Here is an 18,799-nt window from a genome sequence, read left to right on the forward strand (position 1 = left end):
CCCAAAGCCAATGCATAGTTCACCAAATTTGTGAGTCTGCAATTGGTGAAATTAATTACCAGGCGCTAAGTAAATAAGCCTTGCCCCGGTTTATAGGTGGTACTATGGTGAACCAACATCTTTTAAAACCCGCTTTCCTAATAAAGTCTAATGTTATTTAGAGGGAATATGGCGGGAATTGTTTGCTGCTGGTGAGCTACTGTTTGTACACATCTTTTATGATAAAGAAAAATGTCATTTCGAACGAGCAGGCGCAGGGAAAGGCGGGGGCGAGGAGAAATCTTCTGCGATTTGCGCGGCCGAATGTCCGCTTTTAGAAGATTTCTCCTCACCTCCTGCGCGCAATCCCACCCTGGTTCGTTCGAAATGACAACGTTTTTTATTTATATATGATAATTAAAAAGATGTGTACACACAGTAACCTGGTAAGGAGAAATATTTAATAAATCATTTATCTGTACATCGCCGATTCTTCCCGTAAATGTTTCAAAACGGTAGTTAGTACTGTTTGTGGATTAAAAGGTTTAAGGATGCAGTCTACAAAACCGCTGTCAAGCAAATCTTTAAGCATTTTGTTGTCAACAAGCGAGGCGGTAAATGCAATTACCGGAATGGATGGATATAGTTTTGTAACCTCATAAATGGCGGTGTAGCCGTTCATGACCGGCATTTCCAGGTCCATCAAAATAACGTTGTAGTTTTGATTCAACGCCAATTCGTCAAGTGCTTCCTGGCCGTTATAGGTACCGGTAACGGCGGCCTCAAAGCTGGTAAGGCATTTTTTTGCAACCAGCATGTTAATCTTATTATCTTCAACCAATAAAACCTTCACACCGGCAAGGTTATCGCCGGATGTAATGCCTGTGTCTTTTAGCTGATATTGATCTTCGGGATACTCCAGTTTTAATTTAAAACTAAAGGTACTTCCTTTGTTTTTGCCACTAACTAAAACAAGTGTGCTGTTCATCAGCTTTAGCAGGCGCAGGCAGTTGGTAAGCCCCAGGCCCGTACCAACCAATTGACGGGTATTTTCATTATAAACCTGGTAAAAGCTTTCAAATATCAGCTTCTGGTCGTCGGCATCTATACCAATGCCCGAGTCTTCGATGCTTACGTTAATTTCAATATAAGTATCAGTTTTATTAATACAATCAGCTTTAAGCCTGATGTAGCCGCTCTCGGTAAATTTAAGGGCATTTGCGAAGAGGTTGTTGATAATTTGTACCAGGTGCAAATCGTCGGCCAGTACAGAAACATTTAATTGCGGATCGATATCAATATCAAGCTTCAGTCCTTTTTGTTTGAAAGTGGCAAGGAAAGGCAGCCCCGAGTTGAGTAAAAGATTACGCAGGTTAACTTTTACAGGATGGTTTTCTAAATGACCGGCCTCTATTTTATTAAAATCCAGAATGTCGTTCACCTGCTTCAGCATATGGTCTGAGCAGTACTTCAATATCTGCATGTATTTAGCCTGTTGTGCCGGGTCATCTTTCATTAAGGCAATAGTGCCAATGATGCCATTTAAAGGTGTACGTAACTCATGCCCCATGGTAGCCAGAAACTGGGTGCGGGTATTAATAACCTGGTTGCTTTGCGCCGTAAGTTCATTGATATACATCTTTTCAAAAAAGATATAGGCCACGGCAAAGACTATGGTTGATGAGATAGCAATAATGCGGTTAACAATGGCAAGTTTGTTGATTTGTGTAACTGTAAAGCTTTCAAGTGGTTGCATGGTACGCCCTATGATGATGCTGATACCAAATGAAAGCAGGATAACCGATATATAAATAAATATTTGTTTATACCGAACTTGTTTTAAATCTATCACTATAGGCACTGCTATCAATACCGGGAAAAAGTATAAATAGGCATCGGATTGTAAGCCCTCCAGGGCTACAGATGTGATAAGCAACGCGCAAATTAAATAGATGATAGATTTTGTTAAGTTTAAAACTACTCCCTGGTATTTGAGCAGCATAAACAGCAAAATGGCAAAGCAAAAACACGCTACTAAAAACGAAGAAACATAGATACCCGCATAGGCATCGTAAACAGATAAGCCTAAGCCGGTAAAAAGTGAGGCAATACCAAGCTGATACGATCTTTTAGAAACCTCTTTGATATCAAAAAGAGGGTTTAGATGCTTATCATCATGCTCAATTTGCTTGTGGTACTTATCGGTTGTATTATTCATTACACCTGTTTGCAGGCATTCGGTTTAACATTCATCAATTCCACAGGGAAGCCGGTTGCCGCCCTGGTAATACTTTTAAATACAATAAATGTACCTAATTATCACAAAGGATAAAAAGTTGAGGCAAACAGCCCGTTAAAATAAAAAAGGGACCTTTTAGGCCCCTCAATTTTTTAGCTGCATGGCCCTTGTATTTAAGGGGTGTTACATTACAGGTTTTTACCCAGCTTATCTAAAATATCCTGTGGTACCTGCTCCAGATCCAATACCAGGAAACCATCAAGGCAATCGGCAAATTTAGGATCGATGTTAAAGCTGATGATCTTGGCATTAAGAGCAATGTATTGGCGCAGCAATACGGGCACCTTCATGTTGCGGGTTTCTACTTCCGATATCAGGTTATCCAGCCCTTTAAAGCTATCTTCCCCGGCCATCAGCAGGTCGGTATCAATGCTGGCAAAATCAACCTTGAATTTTTTACGAGGCTTAACGTATTGCGCCAGCTCATGATCAAAGTGATTGCGGTTAATATAATCAACAATTAGCGATTTGGAGAATTTTGAGAAGGAGTTGCTGATACTTACCGGCCCTATTAAATAACGGTACCTTGGGTTATCAATTAAAAACTTAAGGATACCCTTCCATAGTAAAAACAGGGGCAGGGGTTTGGTTTGATACTCCTTGCGAATCCATGAGCGGCCCAGTTCCAAACTTTTGCGTAATACCGGCGTAAATTGGGTTTTAAGCTTAAACAACTCATTTACATAAAAGCCTTTTTTGCCTACGCTATAAAAAATCTCGTCGCCCAGGCCAATGCGGTATGCGCCCACAATCAGTTTTGCTTCAAAATCCCAGATAAACAGGTGGTTATAATAGATGTCGTATTCATCCAGATCGATGGCCTTATTTGAGCCTTCGCCTACCTCCCTGAATGTAATTTCGCGCAGGCGGCCAATTTCACGGATCACATTGGGAATTACCGAAGTGGGTACAATAAATACCTCGTAATTCTTTTCGGTCCATACCTTATAATTGTCACGTAACGGTTCAACCTCTTTATCTAATACTGCCGAACTGATTTCGGGCACGATTTCCTGCGGATCGCGTTTGATCTTAAATAGATTACGCGGGTTAAAAATTTTCTTTTCTTCTTCTAAACCGGTTCCCAAAGCGTAGGTACGGGCGCGTAAGAAATTAAGCAGTTTAGAGCTATTGTTGTAATCGGGCACTTCCAGCACATTTATAGGCTTGCCTATACGCAGTTTAATAGTATGCCCATGTTTATTGAATAGCTCAGATGGTAGTTTGGCTGTGCGTAATGTTGGGTGAATAAGGCTTAGCAAATTAAACAGCAGGCCGTTATTGCCATGAAAATAAATAGGCACAACCGGCACTTTGGCCTTAGCTATGATTTTGCCTACAACCGGATGCCATAATTTATCCGTAACTTGTTGCTGCTCTACCTTAAAGGTGGATACCTCGCCGGCAGGGAATATGCCTATCGGCGTGCCGTTATTTAAAAGCTCAAGCGTGTTTTTTAAACCGCTGATGCTTGATGAATGTTCAACGTTTTCAAAAGGATTTACAGCGATAAAAAAATCGCTAAGGTTAGGGATTTTTTTAAGCAGGAAGTTGGCCATCAACTTGGCATCGGGCCGCACGGTGAGTAACATTTTTAAAAGTACCAGGCCTTCAATACCACCATAGGGATGATTGGCTATAGCTATAAATGAGCCCGTTTTTGGAATATGCCTTAACTCGCGTTCGTCAAATTCAATATCTATACCACAGCCTTCTAAAATAGCATCAATAAATTCAATGCCTTGTTTGGGCTGTGCAGCAGCAAAAAGCTCATTAACCTGGTTAATCTTCATGATCTCCATCAATAAAGCGGCCAGGCCAGGCATTTTCAGCTTATCCAGTTTTGTGGCTTTGGCAAACTCTTCGGTGGTTATTACTTTCATTTTTTAACAACAATGTATTTGATTAACAAATAAATATCCTGAAATTTTCTTTAATTTAACACCTGGTAACATATATAAATGAAGGCGCATCTTAAAAACTACTTGTCCATCACTAAAAAAGAATGGAACGGTATGGTAGTAGTAATTATTTTAATGACATTGGTGTTAGCCGCGCCATATGTTTATCAGGCAAACCGCAAAGATAATACAATAAATTTTAATGCCTTTGATAAAGCTGCCGCTATGCTTAATAAAGCAAAGGTTGAGTTACCAGATGATGACCTTAACGCTGATAATAAAAGGGCTACAAATGCAGCTCTGTTTACTTTTAACCCTAACAATTTACCCTTGGCAGACTGGGAGAAGTTAGGTCTATCGGTTCACCAGGCACAGGTTATCAAAAACTACGAAGCTAAAGGCGGTAAATTTTATTCTAAAGCCGACGTTAAAAAGATGTACTCCATTACCGATGCTGACTATAAACGCCTGGAGCCGTATATCAACCTGCCGGTAACCGAACATTATACGAAGAAAGCAGCACCCGGTGAAATCATCGAAATAAACACAGCCGACTCGGCAAAGCTGACGATGATCCGTGGTATAGGGCCATCATTCGCGCGCCGGATTGTTAAATACCGGGACAGGATAGGGGGCTTTTATAATAAAGAACAGTTGAAGGAAGTATTTGGGGTGGACGATACAAAATATGCCGAAATAAAAAATGAGGTTGCTGTAGATGCTAAGCATGTAACTAAATTAAATGCAAACACCGCCACCTTTGATCAGTTGAGGCGCTTTCCATATCTGAGTTTTAAGCAGATGAATGCTATTTTGGAGTATCGCAATCAGCATGGTGATTATGAATCGATAGCAGATATGAAAAATATAGCCATACTTGATGACGGAATTTTGCGTAAAATTGGACCTTATTTAGTTTTCAAATGATAACCGAGCAAATAAAAAAGGCCATCCGCGATATTCCCGACTTCCCTAAACCGGGAATCATTTTTAAAGATATAACACCAATTTTGAAAGACCCCGCACTGTGCGATAATATTATTAATGCCTTTGTTGAACAATTAAAAGATACCCGTATAGATGTGATAGCAGGGATTGAGAGTCGTGGGTTTTTATTTGGCTTAACATTGGCTACCAAATTAGGTATACCCTTTGTACCCATACGCAAGGCTGGTAAATTGCCCTATACTATAAAACGTAAAGCATATAAATTAGAATATGGCGAAGCCGTTATAGAATGCCATACCGACGCGTTTGAACCCGGACAGCATGTATTGATCCACGACGATTTGCTTGCCACCGGCGGTACGGTAACCGCAGCCAGCGAATTGATACAGGAAATGGGCGGTATTGTGGCCGGCTTTTCTTTTGTGGTTGAATTGGGATTTTTAAATGGTAGGGAAAGGATAAGTCCGATTAGTGACACTTTGGTGGTGTTGGCGGAATATTAGTTGCTTTATTAGTAAGTAGTAAGATTCTTTCTGAACCGGGATTAAGCAGATTTATCAGATTAAAGAGGATTTTGATTTGCGTGCGGATTTCTGTTTGCAAATCAAAATCCAAAAAATCTGATGAATCTGCTTAATCCCGGTTCAGACAATATTCTGAAAATTCTTTAATCTTTAATTCTGATTCAGACAATCGCGTTAGGGATAGGAGTGGATACCTGCCCCGCGCGTAAAGCCTGCAGGCGTATGAACGGATAGCCCGGCCGCAGGCAACGCCCGTGAATCTGAAAATCGGTTTAGCAAACGCCAGTTTTTGTTTAGCACATTTTAGCAAAAAATATTTTTAATTTCTTTTTCGCCCCAAAAACCACCCTATTTAAACTAAACCTATTTTCCATACCCGATACCGTTTTGTACTAAATTTCAGTGCGATTTTATTGAAACCAAGCTGATAATTAAATCGTTAATTTGTATAACCAGTTATATAAATTTAGTATGGAAACCTTACTTTCAGACGGCCCGGCTTTAGGCGGGTTCGACTTTTCCGCAAGCGAAAATCAGCGCATGGTAGGCCAAATGGCCAAAGACTTTGCCGAACGCAGTATTAAACCCCATGTAATGGAATGGGATGAGGCCCAGCATTTCCCCATCGAACTATTTAAACAATTAGGCGAACTTGGTATGATGGGCGTAGTAGTGCCCGAAATTTACGGAGGATCGGGCTTTGGCTACTTTGAATATGTTACCGTTATTGTGGAGATTGCCAAAGTATGCGGCGCTATTGGTTTATCGGTTGCCGCGCATAACTCGCTTTGTACCGGCCACATCCTGGCTTTTGGCAATGAAGAACAAAAGCATAAATGGCTACCCAAGTTGGCTACCGCCGAATGGTTGGGCGCCTGGGGGCTTACCGAGGCCAACACCGGATCAGACGCCCTCGGGATGAATACCACCGCCGTTTTAGATGGCGACTACTACATAGTTAACGGCTCCAAAAACTGGATTACCCATGGTAAAAGTGGCGATGTGGCTGTGGTGATGGTGCGTACCGGCAATAAAGGTGATTCGCATGGTATCTCTGCTCTGGTAATTGAAAAAGGTACGCCCGGTTTTACCCATGGAAAAAAGGAAAACAAGTTGGGTATGCGCGCCTCTGAAACTACGGAGCTGATCTTTGATAATTGCCAGGTACCGAAAGAAAATTTGTTGGGTGTGGAAGGCGAAGGCTTTAAACAAGCCATGGCGGTGCTGGATGGTGGCCGTATTTCTATAGCGGCATTATCCCTTGGGATTGCTAAAGGTGCTTTTGAGGCCGCGGTAAATTACTCAAAGGAGCGTAAGCAGTTTGGGCAATCGATAAGTAATTTTCAGGGTATCGCCTTTAAACTGGCCGACATGGCCACCGAAATTGAAGCCGCCGAACTATTGATTATGCAAGCCGCCGATTTGAAGAACCGTCACCTGCCGGTAACCAAACAATCGGCCATGGCCAAATATTTTGCATCAGAAACCGCGGTACGCGCGGCTACGGAAGCTGTACAGATCTTCGGCGGTTATGGCTATACTAAAGATTTCCCTGTAGAAAAATATTACCGTGATGCTAAGTTGTGTACTATAGGAGAGGGGACGAGCGAGATTCAGAAAATTGTAATTAGCAGGGAGGTGTTGAGGTGAGTATAAACGAAGTAAGATAAAGAAATTCTCAGAGTTGAATAAATATTCTTAAAATGATAACTGACGAAGAATTAAATATAATAGAACAAAGGTGCGCGAATACGCAAAACGGCCCTTGGAAAGCTTACATAGAAAATCGCGATCATCAAAGCGGAGGGAATTTCATAATGACCGGTGAAGGAGCCGAAAGAGAAGAAGATATTGAAATGATGGGGGCTACTATTGCCGACTACGATTTTATTGCAAATGCCAAACAAGATATTCCCACGTTAATCAGCGAGATACGGAAGTTAAAAGCGATGTTGAGTTAAACTATCAAACCCACTCAACTAAATTCACCTTACCTATTTGATATTCAAAACCAAATACTTAACTTTGCCCTCCCTTGAAAGGAGGTATTTAGGAATTATGATCATTATTAACGTAAAAGACGGCGAATCATTAGACAAAGCATTGAAACGCTTCAAAAAGAAATTTGAAAAAACCGGTGTTTTAAGAGAACTACGCAGTCGTCAGGCATTTGAGAAAAAGTCTGTAACCCGTCGTCATGTTGTTAAACATGCTATCTACAAACAAGGTATGAATATCGAAACTGTTTAATTGTAAAATTTTCAGTTTTCTTAACACTATATTAAAACTATTTGTACATTCAATCTCTGGATGTTCAAATAGTTTTTATGTTTTTAGCGCGTTTTATCCAATATATTCAGTACGAAAAACGGTATTCACCGCACACCGTATCGGCCTATGAATCAGACCTGGATCAGTTCATGCGCTTCCTCAATAATCCGGGCAACGTAAGCCCCGCGCCAGAGCCAACTATTACCCATCCCGATCAAATAAGTTACCACGATATCCGTAATTGGATGGTTGAGCTTATTGATAACAAAATAACCGGCCGCTCTGTAAACCGCAAAATGGCCACCCTGCGCAAATATTTTAAGTTTTTAATGCAAGAGGGTGTTATTACACAAAATCCAACCTCAAAAATCCGGTCGCAAAAAGTACCCAAGCAGCTTCCTGTTGTTGTGGAAGGCGAAAGCCTGGCCAAAATGCTGGATGATGGTAAAATTTTTACAAATGATTTTACGGGCATTCGCGATAAGCTGGTAATTGAAATACTGTTTGGCACCGGCATGCGTTTGGCCGAACTATTGGGCCTGAAAGACAGTGATGTTAACGACTATGAAGGCACTTTAAAGGTGTTAGGCAAACGCAACAAAGAACGCATTATTCCCATCAATACCGAGCTTAGGATATTGCTTGGGCAATACCTGGAGTTAAAGAAAAATGAAAATTTTGATAACAATTCCTTAATGTTAATCGTTACAAGTAAAGGTGCCAAGGCCTACCCAAATCTAATTTACCTGATAGTGCAGAAATACCTTTCAAACATATCAACCCAAAATAAACGAAGCCCTCATGTACTGAGGCACACATTTGCAACAAGCTTATTAAACAATGGAGCCGACCTGAACTCCATTAAAGAACTTTTGGGCCACGCCAACCTGAGCGCGACCCAGATTTATACACACAATTCAGTTGAACGATTAAAGTCTATTTACAAACAAGCCCATCCAAAGGCGTAACACAGGAGGAAACATGAAAATTACAGTGCAATCAATTCATTTTACCGCAGACAAGAAATTATTGGATTTTATTCAGAAGAAAGCTGATAAACTGGATACCTTTTATGATCACATTATTAGTGGTGAAGTTTACTTAAAGCTTGAAAATGTGGAAGATGAAGCTAATAAGATAGCCGAGATTAAACTATTGCTGCCGGGCAACCAGATTTTTGCCAAAGAAAAGTGTAAAAGCTTTGAAGAAGCAACAGATTTGGCCATTGAAAGCTTGCGCAAGCAGATTGAAAAGCATAAACAGAAGAAAACTATCGCCGCTGCTGCAGCCAAAAAAGCTATTTTAACAGAAGCAGAAGACGAATTTTAATATAAAAACGGCCATTTTATGGTTAAAATCGACAGGTTTACCGCCTGTCGATTTTTTTTGATAAAAAATTTTGCAGTGGAGTAAATTTTTGTAGATTTGCAATCCCTTTCAGAGAGGTGCCAGCGTAGTAAAATACCTCGGAAAACTTTTTGAAAATAGTTCTTTAAAATATAAAAAACTTATTAGTTTTGCGCCTCGATTAACGGAGCCCCTAAGGGTAACAATAATTGAAACGGCAAATTAAAATAAGCCTCCTTAGCTCAGCTGGTAGAGCGACTGACTTGTAATCAGTAGGTCATTGGTTCGATCCCGATAGGAGGCTCAGTTTTTTTCGGAGATATAATGTTTAGCTTCAACTTTGGACATTATAAATCCGGATCAAACTAATGGGGAGATACCAGAGCGGTCAAATGGGGCGGACTGTAAATCCGCTGCTTCGGCTACGAAGGTTCGAATCCTTCTCTCCCCACTTATTAAGTAGGCAGTTTTCAGTTTTCAGATAGCATCAGTTATCCGATTATTGAGAACTGCTAACTTGATTAAAGGAGGTTTATCAACTTGTATTATCAGTAAGCTTATTGCCAACTGAAAACTGCAAATGGCAAACTGAAATAAACAAGCGGAAGTAGCTCAGTTGGTAGAGCGATAGCCTTCCAAGCTATAGGTCGCGAGTTCGAACCTCGTCTTCCGCTCGGTTGGTTCATTAGTCGGTTAGTTCATTTGTTCATTAGTGGCGGCCGGAACAGACCAATGAACTAATAAACGAGTGAACCAATGAACAAAAAATAAGCCGACGTAGCTCAGTGGTAGAGCACTTCCTTGGTAAGGAAGAGGTCATGGGTTCAAATCCCATTGTTGGCTCAATAAGATTAAAAGAATACATTTTTAAGTAAAAATTAACCTACAAATAATTATAAATCATGGCAAAAGAAAAGTTTGACCGCAGTAAACCGCACTTAAACATCGGTACAATCGGTCACGTTGACCACGGCAAAACAACCCTTACTGCAGCTATCACTAAAGTATTAGCTGATGCAGGTTTATCAGAAGCTCGTTCATTTGATTCAATTGACTCAGCTCCTGAAGAAAAAGAACGTGGTATTACCATCAACACGGCTCACGTTGAGTATTCAACCGCAAACCGTCACTATGCTCACGTTGACTGTCCAGGTCACGCGGATTATGTGAAAAACATGGTTACCGGTGCTGCTCAGATGGACGGTGCAATCATTGTGGTTGCTGCAACTGATGGTCCGATGCCACAAACCCGCGAGCACATCCTGTTAGCACGTCAGGTAGGTGTACCTGCACTTGTTGTTTTCATGAACAAGGTTGACATGGTTGATGATCCGGAATTATTAGAATTAGTAGAAATGGAAATTCGTGAATTATTATCATTCTACGAATATCCAGGTGATGATATCCCAGTGATCCAAGGTTCTGCATTAGGCGGCCTTAACGGTGATCCTACCTGGGTTGCTAAAATCATGGAGTTGATGGATGCAGTTGATGCTTACATCCCAATCCCTCCACGTTTGACAGATCTTCCTTTCTTAATGCCTGTTGAAGACGTATTCTCAATCACTGGTCGTGGTACTGTTGCTACCGGTCGTATTGAGCGTGGTGTAATCAACTCAGGTGAGCAAGTTGACATCCTTGGTATGGGTGCAGAAAACTTGAAATCAACTGTAACTGGTGTTGAGATGTTCCGTAAGATCCTTGATCGCGGCGAAGCTGGTGACAACGTAGGTTTATTGTTACGTGGTATTGAAAAAACTGATATCCGTCGTGGTATGGTTATTTGCAAACCAGGTTCAGTAACTCCACACACTGATTTCAAAGCAGAAGTTTACGTATTATCAAAAGCAGAAGGTGGCCGTCACACTCCATTCTTCAACAAATACCGTCCGCAATTCTATTTCCGTACAACTGACGTAACTGGTGAGATTTCATTAGCCGAAGGTGTAGAAATGGTTATGCCAGGTGATAACGTTACCATCACTGTAAAGCTGATCAACGCTATCGCGATGGAAAAAGGCTTACGTTTCGCTATCCGTGAAGGTGGCAGAACAGTAGGTGCTGGTCAGGTAACTGAAATATTGAAATAACAATTTCAAAAAGGTTAATTGGAAACATAAGTTTACCGTTAAAAGTAAACTTATGTTTTCTTATTATAATAATATACACGGGAATAGTTCAACGGTAGAATAGAGGTCTCCAAAACCTTTGATCAGGGTTCGAATCCTTGTTCCCGTGCATAAAGCAACAATTAGATGGCTGGCGTAGCAGAATATATTAAAGAATCATACATCGAGTTAACTGAAAAGGTAACCTGGCCAACCTGGCGCGAGTTGCAAAGCAGTGCCGTATTGGTACTGGTTGCTGCTATTATCATCGCCATGGTTATTTTAGGTATGGATCAAATCATAGCTTACCTGCTTAAGGCTTTTTATTCACTTACATAATATTTAGGAGATAACGATGAGTGATCAATTGAAGTGGTATGTAGTGAGAGCCATTAGTGGTAAAGAAAAAAAGGTTAAACAATATATAGATGCCGAAATTAGTCGTTTGGGCATTACGCATTTAGTACCACAGGTATTAATACCTACAGAAAAGTACTACCAAATGCGCGACGGTAAGAAGATCGCTAAAGAGCGTAACTACTTTCCGGGTTATGTATTGATGGAAGCCGTACTTGATGGCGAAACTGAGCACATCATCAAAAATATTAACAGTGTAATAGGATTTTTAGGCGATAAAGCCGGTAATGCTATCCCACTGCGCCAGGCCGAAGTTAACCGTATTTTAGGTAAGGTTGACGAAATGAGCGCCCAGGGCGAAACAATGAACGTTCCTTACTACATCGGCGAAAACGTAAAAGTAATGGACGGACCTTTCAATGGCTTCAGCGGTGTTATCGAAGAAGTTAACGAAGAAAAAAAGAAACTGAAAGTAATGGTAAAGATATTCGGCCGCCGTACGCCGCTTGAATTGAATTACATGCAAGTAGAGAAAGAGTAGTAGTAAGTAGTTAGTATCAAGTAGTAAGATTGCTTACGATATTGATAATAATGAACAGTGCTAAAAATGATATTTTGTAAAGTGGTGAGTAAAGGTCTTGATACTTGATACTAACTACTTGATACTAATAAAAATCTTAAATGTTACTTAGCTTCCACTTACTAACATTGAGTTATAATTAAAGTAAATTAAAATGGCAAAAGAGATCGGTGCAATGGTAAAGCTGCAGGTTAAAGGCGGCGCCGCAAACCCATCACCTCCAATTGGACCTGCTTTAGGTGCAAAAGGTGTGAACATCATGGAGTTTTGCAAGCAATTTAATGCACGTACCCAGGATAAAGCTGGAAAAGTGTTGCCTGTTTTGATTACTGTTTATGTTGACAAATCTTTCGAATTTATCATCAAAACTCCTCCCGTTGCAATCCAGCTATTGGAAGTAACAGGTTTAAAGAGTGGTTCAGCAGAGCCTAACCGTAAAAAAGTTGCCAAAGTTAACTGGGAACAGGTTGAGACTATTGCTAAAGATAAAATGGTAGATCTGAATGCATTTACTGTAGAATCAGCCATGAAAATGGTGGCAGGTACTGCCCGTAGTATGGGAATAACCGTAACAGGTACGGCTCCCTGGAATTAAATTTTGAATATAGGAAAATAGAAAAGGAATTAAATCCGAAATCGAAAATCCGAAATCCGAAATTAAAATTATTAATTTATACAAAATCAGTTTAAGACAGTGGCTAGATTAACAAAAAATCAAAAAGCGGCAATGTCCAAAATTGAGGCAAACAAATCGTATTCATTAGAAGCTGCATCAGCTTTGGTAAAGGAATTAACCTTAACTAAATTTGATTCATCAGTTGATATAGACGTTCGTTTGGGTGTTGACCCTCGTAAAGCCAATCAAATGGTACGTGGTATTGCAACATTACCTCATGGAACCGGTAAAACTGTACGTGTATTAGTGCTTTGTACTCCTGATAAGGAACAAGAAGCTAAAGATGCAGGTGCGGATTTTGTTGGTTTGGATGATTATATTGCCAAAATTGAAGGCGGATGGACTGACGTTGATATTATCATCACTATGCCAAGTGTAATGGCTAAGGTAGGTCGTTTGGGTAGAATTTTAGGCCCGCGTAACCTTATGCCAAACCCTAAATCAGGTACAGTAACTCCAGAAGTTGGAAAAGCTGTAACTGAGGTAAAAGGCGGTAAAATCGACTTCAAAGTTGATAAAACAGGTATCATCCACACCTCAATAGGAAAAGCATCTTTCCCTGCAGATAAAATTTATGAGAATGCATTAGAAGTATTGCAAACTATCTCAAAATTAAAACCATCTGCTGCAAAAGGAACATATTTCAAGAGCATTCACATCTCTTCTACTATGTCTCCAGGGATTACAGTTGAAACTAAATCAGTAGCGGGGATCTAATCATGAATAAAGAAGAAAAATACGACCTTGTTCTTGCCCTTACTGAGCAAATGAAAGAGTATGGTAATTTCTATATTACTGATACCTCTGATCTATCAGTTGCAAAGATCAACGATATTCGTCGTCAGTGTTTTCAAAGTGAAATCACGATGAAAGTAGCAAAAAATAGCTTGATTAAAAAAGCTATGGAAGCTGCCGGTAGCGACTACGAGCCAATATTTGAAGTATTAAAAGGTTCTTCATCAATCCTTTTCTCTAAATCAGCAACTGCTCCGGCAAAGTTGATTAAACAATTAAGGAAAAAAGGTGATAAACCAGTTTTAAAAGCTGCTTATATCGATTCGGCTATATTTATTGGTGACAACCAGATCGATACATTGATCAAGTTGAAATCAAAAGAACAGTTGATTGGCGAAGTTATTGGCTTATTGCAATCACCAGCTAAAAACGTTGTATCTGCTCTACAATCAGGCGGTACAATCATTGCTGGCCTTGTTAAAACATTACAAGAAAGAGGTTAACCGAACACCTTATTTAAAGTTCGATATTAAAAAACAAAAAGCATTAAAAGTAAAATTTAAATAAAATGGCGGATTTAAAAGCGTTTGCTGAACAGTTGGTAAACTTAACAGTAAAAGAAGTAAACGAATTAGCTCAGATCTTAAAAGACGAGTATGGTATTGAGCCTGCTGCTGCAGCTGTTGCTGTTGCTGCTGCTCCGGCTGGTGGCGATGACGCTCCTGCTGCTGAAGCAGCACAAACTGCATTTGACGTTATCCTGAAAGAAGCAGGTGGCGCTAAATTAGCAGTTGTTAAATTAGTAAAAGACTTAACTGGCTTAGGTTTGAAAGAAGCTAAAGATCTTGTTGACGGTGCACCAAAAGAAGTTAAAACTGGTGTAACTAAAGAAGAAGCTGAATCTTTGAAAAAACAATTAGAAGAAGCTGGAGCAGTAGTTGAGGTTAAATAAGTTAACCCAATAAAAATATAGCATGAGACTCCGACCTTTTTGGTCGGGGTCTATTGCTGTTTATAAAGGTTTGGATATGAGCCTTAGATATGAGATTATGAGATGCGAGTTTGTTGCCTGTTATTTTTTAACAGGCTTTGATCTCTGAATCCATTTTCAATCTCACATCTCACATCTCAAATCTCACGTCTACAGAAGTTTATTAATAAACTAAAAATTAAACACCTTGGCAAACAACATTAATCAAAGAGTAAACTTTGCAACCAGTAGAAAGGTACTTGATTACCCCGATTTCCTGGATGTTCAGTTGCAATCTTTCCAGGAATTTTTTCAATTGGAAACCACCTCAGACAACCGCTATAAAGAAGGTTTGTTTAAAGTGTTTGCTGAAAATTTTCCTATCTCAGATTCAAGAAACATCTTCGTTTTAGAGTTTCTGGATTACTTTATTGATCCGCCACGTTATGATATACAAGAGTGTATCGAACGCGGATTAACTTATAGTGTACCATTAAAAGCCAAGCTTCGCCTTTCATGTAATGATGAAGAGCACGAAGATTTTGAAACAATTGTACAGGACGTTTATTTGGGAACTATCCCTTACATGACGCCTAAAGGTACATTTGTGATCAATGGTGCCGAGCGTGTAATTGTATCTCAATTACACCGTTCACCAGGTGTATTCTTTGGCCAAAGCCGCCACACCAACGGTACAAAATTGTACTCTGCCCGTGTTATCCCTTTCAAAGGTTCATGGATTGAGTTTGCTACAGACGTTAACAACGTAATGTATGCTTACATTGACCGTAAAAAGAAATTCCCGGTTACCACTTTACTACGTGCCATTGGTTATGACTCTGATAAAGACATCTTAGAGTTATTTGAACTGGCCGACGAAGTAAAAGTAAGCAAATCTGGCCTGAAGAAATTCATTGGTCGTAAGCTTGCTGCAAGGGTGCTTAAAAAATGGGTAGAAGATTTTGTGGATGAGGATACTGGTGAAGTAGTATCTATCGACCGTAACGAAATTATCCTTGAGCGTGAAACCGTATTAGAAGATGACCATATCGATATGATCATTGACGCCGGCGTGAAAACCATTATCCTTAACAAGGAAGATGCTTCAACCAGCGGTGATTATACCATTATATACAATACTTTACAGAAGGATACTTCAAACTCTGAGAAAGAAGCGGTTGAGCACATCTACCGTCAATTACGTAACGCCGAACCACCTGATGAGGAAACTGCTCGTGGTATCATCGATCGTTTGTTCTTCTCAGATAAGAGATATGATTTAGGTGATGTGGGCCGCTACCGCATTAACCGTAAATTAAAACTGAACACTTCTGATGAAACTAAGGTTTTAACCAAACAGGACATCATTGCCATCGTAAAATACCTGATCAAACTGATCAACTCAAAAGCCGAGGTGGATGATATCGATCACTTGTCAAACCGTCGTGTTCGTACAGTGGGTGAGCAGTTATATGCTCAGTTTGGTGTTGGTTTGGCCCGTATGGCACGTACTATTCGTGAGCGTATGAACATCCGCGACAACGAGGTATTTACCCCAACCGACCTGATCAACGCACGTACACTATCATCGGTGATCAACTCGTTCTTCGGAACTAACCAGTTATCACAGTTTATGGACCAAACCAATCCACTGGCAGAGATTACGCACAAGCGTCGTCTGTCAGCCCTTGGGCCAGGTGGTCTGTCACGTGAGCGCGCCGGTTTCGAGGTTCGTGACGTACACTATACCCACTACGGTAGGTTATGTACCATTGAAACTCCGGAAGGACCAAACATTGGTTTGATTTCATCACTTTGCGTACACGCCAAAATTAACAACTTAGGCTTCATCGAAACTCCGTACAAACGCGTGGTTGAAGGTAAAGTACAGGTTGAAGAGCCGGTTATCTACTTATCTGCCGAAGATGAGGATGGTAAAACTATTGGCCAGGCAAACGCTTACTATGATGATAAAGGTGTATTTGCTTTACCAAAAGTAAAAGCACGTTTTGAAGGTGACTTCCCTATTATCGAGCCGGAAAGGCTTGATTTAATGGATATCGCTCCAAACCAGATCACTTCTATAGCGGCTTCGTTGATTCCGTTCTTGGAACATGATGATGCTAACCGTGCATTGATGGGATCAAACATGCAACGCCAGGCTGTACCTTTGTTACGCCCTGAAGCGCCAATTGTTGGTACCGGTTTGGAAGGTCGTGTGGCTAAAGATTCACGTACACTAATCAACGCCGAAGGCGATGGTGTGGTTGAATATGTAGATGCTAACGAAATCCGTATTAAATATGACCGTAACGAGCTTGACCGCCTGATATCTTTTGATGGCGATTCAAAAAGCTACCGTTTAACCAAGTTTAAGAAAACCAACCAAAGTACTACCATGAACCTTAAGCCGATTGTGAAAAAAGGCCAAAGGGTATCAAAAGGAGAGGTGCTTTGCGAAGGTTACGCAACACAGGCAGGCGAACTTGCACTGGGCCGTAACTTAAAAGTGGCTTTCATGCCTTGGCAAGGTTACAACTTTGAGGATGCTATTGTAATTTCTGAGCGCGTTGTATCTCAGGATATCTTTACTTCACTTCACGTAGAGGAGTTTGAATTAGAGGTACGTGATACCAAACGTGGTGAAGAAGAGTTAACACCAGATATCCCTAACGTATCAGAAGAAGCTACTAAAGATCTTGACGAAGACGGTATTATCCGTGTAGGCGCCGAGGTTAAAGAAGGCGATATCCTGATTGGTAAGATCACCCCTAAAGGCGAATCGGACCCATCACCGGAAGAAAAACTGTTACGCGCCATTTTTGGTGATAAAGCAGGTGACGTTAAAGATGCATCTTTAAAAACTCCACCTTCAATTGCAGGTGTGGTTATTGATACCAAATTATTTAGCCGTGCTAAGAAAACGTCGAAAGCCGAAGAAAAAGCACAGTTAGAGAAACTGGATAACAAACATGATAAAGCAGTAAAAGATCTTAAAAATACTTTAATCGAGAAGTTATTTGAGATTGTGAACGGTAAAACATCACAAGGTGTTTACAACGTTTACAAAGAGCTTCATGTACCTAAAGGTGTTAAATTCACTCAGAAGATTTTAGTTGAGCTTAATTACGAAAACATTAACCCAACTAAATGGACAACTGATGATGATAAAAACGATCAGATAAAAATCTTACTTCATAACTATAACATTAAAGTTAATGAGGAGTTAGGTGCTTACCGTCGTGATAAATTCGCTATCAGTGTTGGTGATGAGTTGCCATCTGGTATTGTTCAAATGGCTAAAGTTTACATCGCTAAAAAGCGTAAGCTTAAAGTGGGGGATAAAATGGCCGGTCGTCACGGTAACAAAGGTATTGTTGCACGTATTGTACGTGACGAAGACATGCCTTTCCTTGAAGACGGAACACCGGTTGATATTGTGTTGAACCCGCTGGGTGTACCTTCACGTATGAACTTAGGGCAGATTTACGAAACCGTATTAGGTTGGGCAGGTAAAGAGTTAGGCTTAAAATTCGCCACGCCTATTTTTGATGGTGCAAGCCATACCGAGGTAGAAGAGTACGTGAAAAAAGCAAACTTACCAGAATCTGGCCGTACCTATTTATACAATGGCTTAACAGGTGATCGTTTTGACCAGCAGACTACAGTAGGTATCATCTACATGCTGAAATTAGGTCACATGGTTGATGATAAGATGCACGCGCGTTCTATAGGGCCATACTCATTAATTACACAACAGCCATTGGGTGGTAAAGCCCAGTTTGGTGGTCAGCGTTTTGGTGAGATGGAGGTTTGGGCACTGGAAGCATTCGGTGCAGCAAACATCCTGCAGGAAATATTAACCGTTAAATCGGATGATGTTATCGGCCGTGCTAAAACTTATGAAGCTATCGTTAAAGGTGAAAACCTGCCAACACCATCAGTTCCGGAATCATTCAACGTATTGGTTCATGAATTAAGAGGTTTAGGTTTAGATATCACGTTAGAATAATTATTGAATTATTGAGGGATTGAATTATTGAATTAGTTCAGTCCTTCAGTAATTTTTAGAATTCGATAATTCAATAATTCATCCTTCAATAA

The 18,799-nt window shown here is 40.4% G+C and carries 17 protein-coding genes and 5 tRNA genes; 20 read left to right on the forward strand and 2 right to left on the reverse strand.

Annotated features, from left to right (window positions below):
• Positions 1-451 precede the first annotated feature (451 nt).
• The gene (locus QWZ17_RS22810) at positions 452-2,197 is read right to left on the reverse strand and encodes an ATP-binding response regulator (protein ID WP_290307634.1); all 1,746 of its coding nucleotides are present in this window, start codon (positions 2,195-2,197) and stop codon (positions 452-454) included.
• 209 nt (positions 2,198-2,406) lie between these two features.
• A complete protein-coding gene (locus tag QWZ17_RS22815) occupies positions 2,407-4,161 on the reverse strand; it encodes a bifunctional lysophospholipid acyltransferase family protein/GNAT family N-acetyltransferase (protein WP_290307635.1) in 1,755 nt (584 codons plus the stop codon).
• 78 nt (positions 4,162-4,239) lie between these two features.
• Between QWZ17_RS22815 and QWZ17_RS22820 the strand changes: the two genes are divergently transcribed.
• The 20 genes from QWZ17_RS22820 (at position 4,240) to rpoB (ending at position 18,707) form a co-directional block, all read left to right on the forward strand.
• Entirely contained in the window at positions 4,240-5,106 is an 867-nt protein-coding gene (locus QWZ17_RS22820) for a ComEA family DNA-binding protein (protein ID WP_290307636.1), read from the forward strand.
• Positions 5,103-5,630: an adenine phosphoribosyltransferase gene (locus tag QWZ17_RS22825; protein WP_290307637.1), complete on the forward strand. Its 528-nt coding sequence runs from the start codon at positions 5,103-5,105 to the stop codon at positions 5,628-5,630. The genes QWZ17_RS22820 and QWZ17_RS22825 overlap by 4 nt, the downstream gene beginning before the upstream one ends.
• 492 nt (positions 5,631-6,122) lie before the next feature.
• The gene (locus QWZ17_RS22830; RefSeq protein WP_290307638.1) at positions 6,123-7,301 is read left to right on the forward strand and encodes an acyl-CoA dehydrogenase family protein; all 1,179 of its coding nucleotides are present in this window, start codon (positions 6,123-6,125) and stop codon (positions 7,299-7,301) included.
• A gap of 53 nt (positions 7,302-7,354) precedes the next feature.
• Entirely contained in the window at positions 7,355-7,612 is a 258-nt protein-coding gene (locus QWZ17_RS22835) for a hypothetical protein (RefSeq protein WP_290307639.1), read from the forward strand.
• Between the two features lie 97 nt (positions 7,613-7,709).
• The gene (gene rpsU, locus QWZ17_RS22840) at positions 7,710-7,901 is read left to right on the forward strand and encodes a 30S ribosomal protein S21 (protein WP_290307640.1); all 192 of its coding nucleotides are present in this window, start codon (positions 7,710-7,712) and stop codon (positions 7,899-7,901) included.
• A 41-nt stretch (positions 7,902-7,942) separates the two neighbouring features.
• Positions 7,943-8,890, forward strand: a complete 948-nt coding sequence (locus QWZ17_RS22845) for a tyrosine-type recombinase/integrase (protein WP_353959528.1) — start codon at positions 7,943-7,945, stop codon at positions 8,888-8,890.
• Between the two features lie 13 nt (positions 8,891-8,903).
• Entirely contained in the window at positions 8,904-9,251 is a 348-nt protein-coding gene (gene hpf / locus QWZ17_RS22850; protein ID WP_290307641.1) for a ribosome hibernation-promoting factor, HPF/YfiA family, read from the forward strand.
• A gap of 249 nt (positions 9,252-9,500) precedes the next feature.
• A tRNA-Thr gene (locus QWZ17_RS22855) sits at positions 9,501-9,573 on the forward strand.
• Between the two features lie 66 nt (positions 9,574-9,639).
• Positions 9,640-9,720, forward strand: a tRNA-Tyr gene (locus QWZ17_RS22860).
• A gap of 150 nt (positions 9,721-9,870) precedes the next feature.
• Positions 9,871-9,943: transfer RNA gene (locus QWZ17_RS22865), tRNA-Gly, on the forward strand.
• 97 nt (positions 9,944-10,040) lie between these two features.
• Positions 10,041-10,112: transfer RNA gene (locus QWZ17_RS22870), tRNA-Thr, on the forward strand.
• 59 nt (positions 10,113-10,171) lie between these two features.
• Entirely contained in the window at positions 10,172-11,359 is a 1,188-nt protein-coding gene (tuf, locus tag QWZ17_RS22875; protein ID WP_290307642.1) for an elongation factor Tu, read from the forward strand.
• Positions 11,360-11,436: 77 nt separating this feature from the next.
• A tRNA-Trp gene (locus QWZ17_RS22880) sits at positions 11,437-11,507 on the forward strand.
• A 17-nt stretch (positions 11,508-11,524) separates the two neighbouring features.
• Entirely contained in the window at positions 11,525-11,716 is a 192-nt protein-coding gene (secE, locus tag QWZ17_RS22885) for a preprotein translocase subunit SecE (protein WP_290307643.1), read from the forward strand.
• A 16-nt stretch (positions 11,717-11,732) separates the two neighbouring features.
• Entirely contained in the window at positions 11,733-12,275 is a 543-nt protein-coding gene (gene nusG / locus QWZ17_RS22890; RefSeq protein WP_076374894.1) for a transcription termination/antitermination protein NusG, read from the forward strand.
• 193 nt (positions 12,276-12,468) lie between these two features.
• Positions 12,469-12,909 carry a 50S ribosomal protein L11 gene (gene rplK / locus QWZ17_RS22895; protein ID WP_259088649.1) on the forward strand — a complete coding sequence of 147 codons (441 nt, stop codon included), beginning with the start codon at positions 12,469-12,471 and terminating at the stop codon, positions 12,907-12,909.
• 99 nt (positions 12,910-13,008) lie between these two features.
• Positions 13,009-13,707 carry a 50S ribosomal protein L1 gene (rplA, locus tag QWZ17_RS22900; RefSeq protein WP_259088657.1) on the forward strand — a complete coding sequence of 233 codons (699 nt, stop codon included), beginning with the start codon at positions 13,009-13,011 and terminating at the stop codon, positions 13,705-13,707.
• Between the two features lie 2 nt (positions 13,708-13,709).
• Entirely contained in the window at positions 13,710-14,228 is a 519-nt protein-coding gene (rplJ, locus tag QWZ17_RS22905; protein ID WP_290307645.1) for a 50S ribosomal protein L10, read from the forward strand.
• Between the two features lie 65 nt (positions 14,229-14,293).
• The gene (rplL, locus tag QWZ17_RS22910; RefSeq protein WP_144908957.1) at positions 14,294-14,677 is read left to right on the forward strand and encodes a 50S ribosomal protein L7/L12; all 384 of its coding nucleotides are present in this window, start codon (positions 14,294-14,296) and stop codon (positions 14,675-14,677) included.
• 226 nt (positions 14,678-14,903) lie between these two features.
• Complete coding sequence (rpoB, locus tag QWZ17_RS22915; RefSeq protein WP_290307647.1) at positions 14,904-18,707, forward strand: DNA-directed RNA polymerase subunit beta; 3,804 nt, start codon at positions 14,904-14,906, stop codon at positions 18,705-18,707.
• The last annotated feature ends 92 nt before the right edge of the window (positions 18,708-18,799 follow it).

The organism is Mucilaginibacter flavus (assembly GCF_030409315.1).
Lineage (GTDB): Bacteria > Bacteroidota > Bacteroidia > Sphingobacteriales > Sphingobacteriaceae > Mucilaginibacter > Mucilaginibacter flavus.

Coding starts and splice junctions, on each gene's coding strand:
- QWZ17_RS22810 (WP_290307634.1), bottom strand. CDS start 2,197: ATGAATAATACAACCGATAAGTACCACAAGCAAATTGAGCATGATGAT.
- QWZ17_RS22815 (WP_290307635.1), bottom strand. CDS start 4,161: ATGAAAGTAATAACCACCGAAGAGTTTGCCAAAGCCACAAAACTGGAT.
- QWZ17_RS22820 (WP_290307636.1), top strand. CDS start 4,240: ATGAAGGCGCATCTTAAAAACTACTTGTCCATCACTAAAAAAGAATGG.
- QWZ17_RS22825 (WP_290307637.1), top strand. CDS start 5,103: ATGATAACCGAGCAAATAAAAAAGGCCATCCGCGATATTCCCGACTTC.
- QWZ17_RS22830 (WP_290307638.1), top strand. CDS start 6,123: ATGGAAACCTTACTTTCAGACGGCCCGGCTTTAGGCGGGTTCGACTTT.
- QWZ17_RS22835 (WP_290307639.1), top strand. CDS start 7,355: ATGATAACTGACGAAGAATTAAATATAATAGAACAAAGGTGCGCGAAT.
- rpsU (WP_290307640.1), top strand. CDS start 7,710: ATGATCATTATTAACGTAAAAGACGGCGAATCATTAGACAAAGCATTG.
- hpf (WP_290307641.1), top strand. CDS start 8,904: ATGAAAATTACAGTGCAATCAATTCATTTTACCGCAGACAAGAAATTA.
- tuf (WP_290307642.1), top strand. CDS start 10,172: ATGGCAAAAGAAAAGTTTGACCGCAGTAAACCGCACTTAAACATCGGT.
- secE (WP_290307643.1), top strand. CDS start 11,525: ATGGCTGGCGTAGCAGAATATATTAAAGAATCATACATCGAGTTAACT.
- nusG (WP_076374894.1), top strand. CDS start 11,733: ATGAGTGATCAATTGAAGTGGTATGTAGTGAGAGCCATTAGTGGTAAA.
- rplK (WP_259088649.1), top strand. CDS start 12,469: ATGGCAAAAGAGATCGGTGCAATGGTAAAGCTGCAGGTTAAAGGCGGC.
- rplJ (WP_290307645.1), top strand. CDS start 13,710: ATGAATAAAGAAGAAAAATACGACCTTGTTCTTGCCCTTACTGAGCAA.
- rplL (WP_144908957.1), top strand. CDS start 14,294: ATGGCGGATTTAAAAGCGTTTGCTGAACAGTTGGTAAACTTAACAGTA.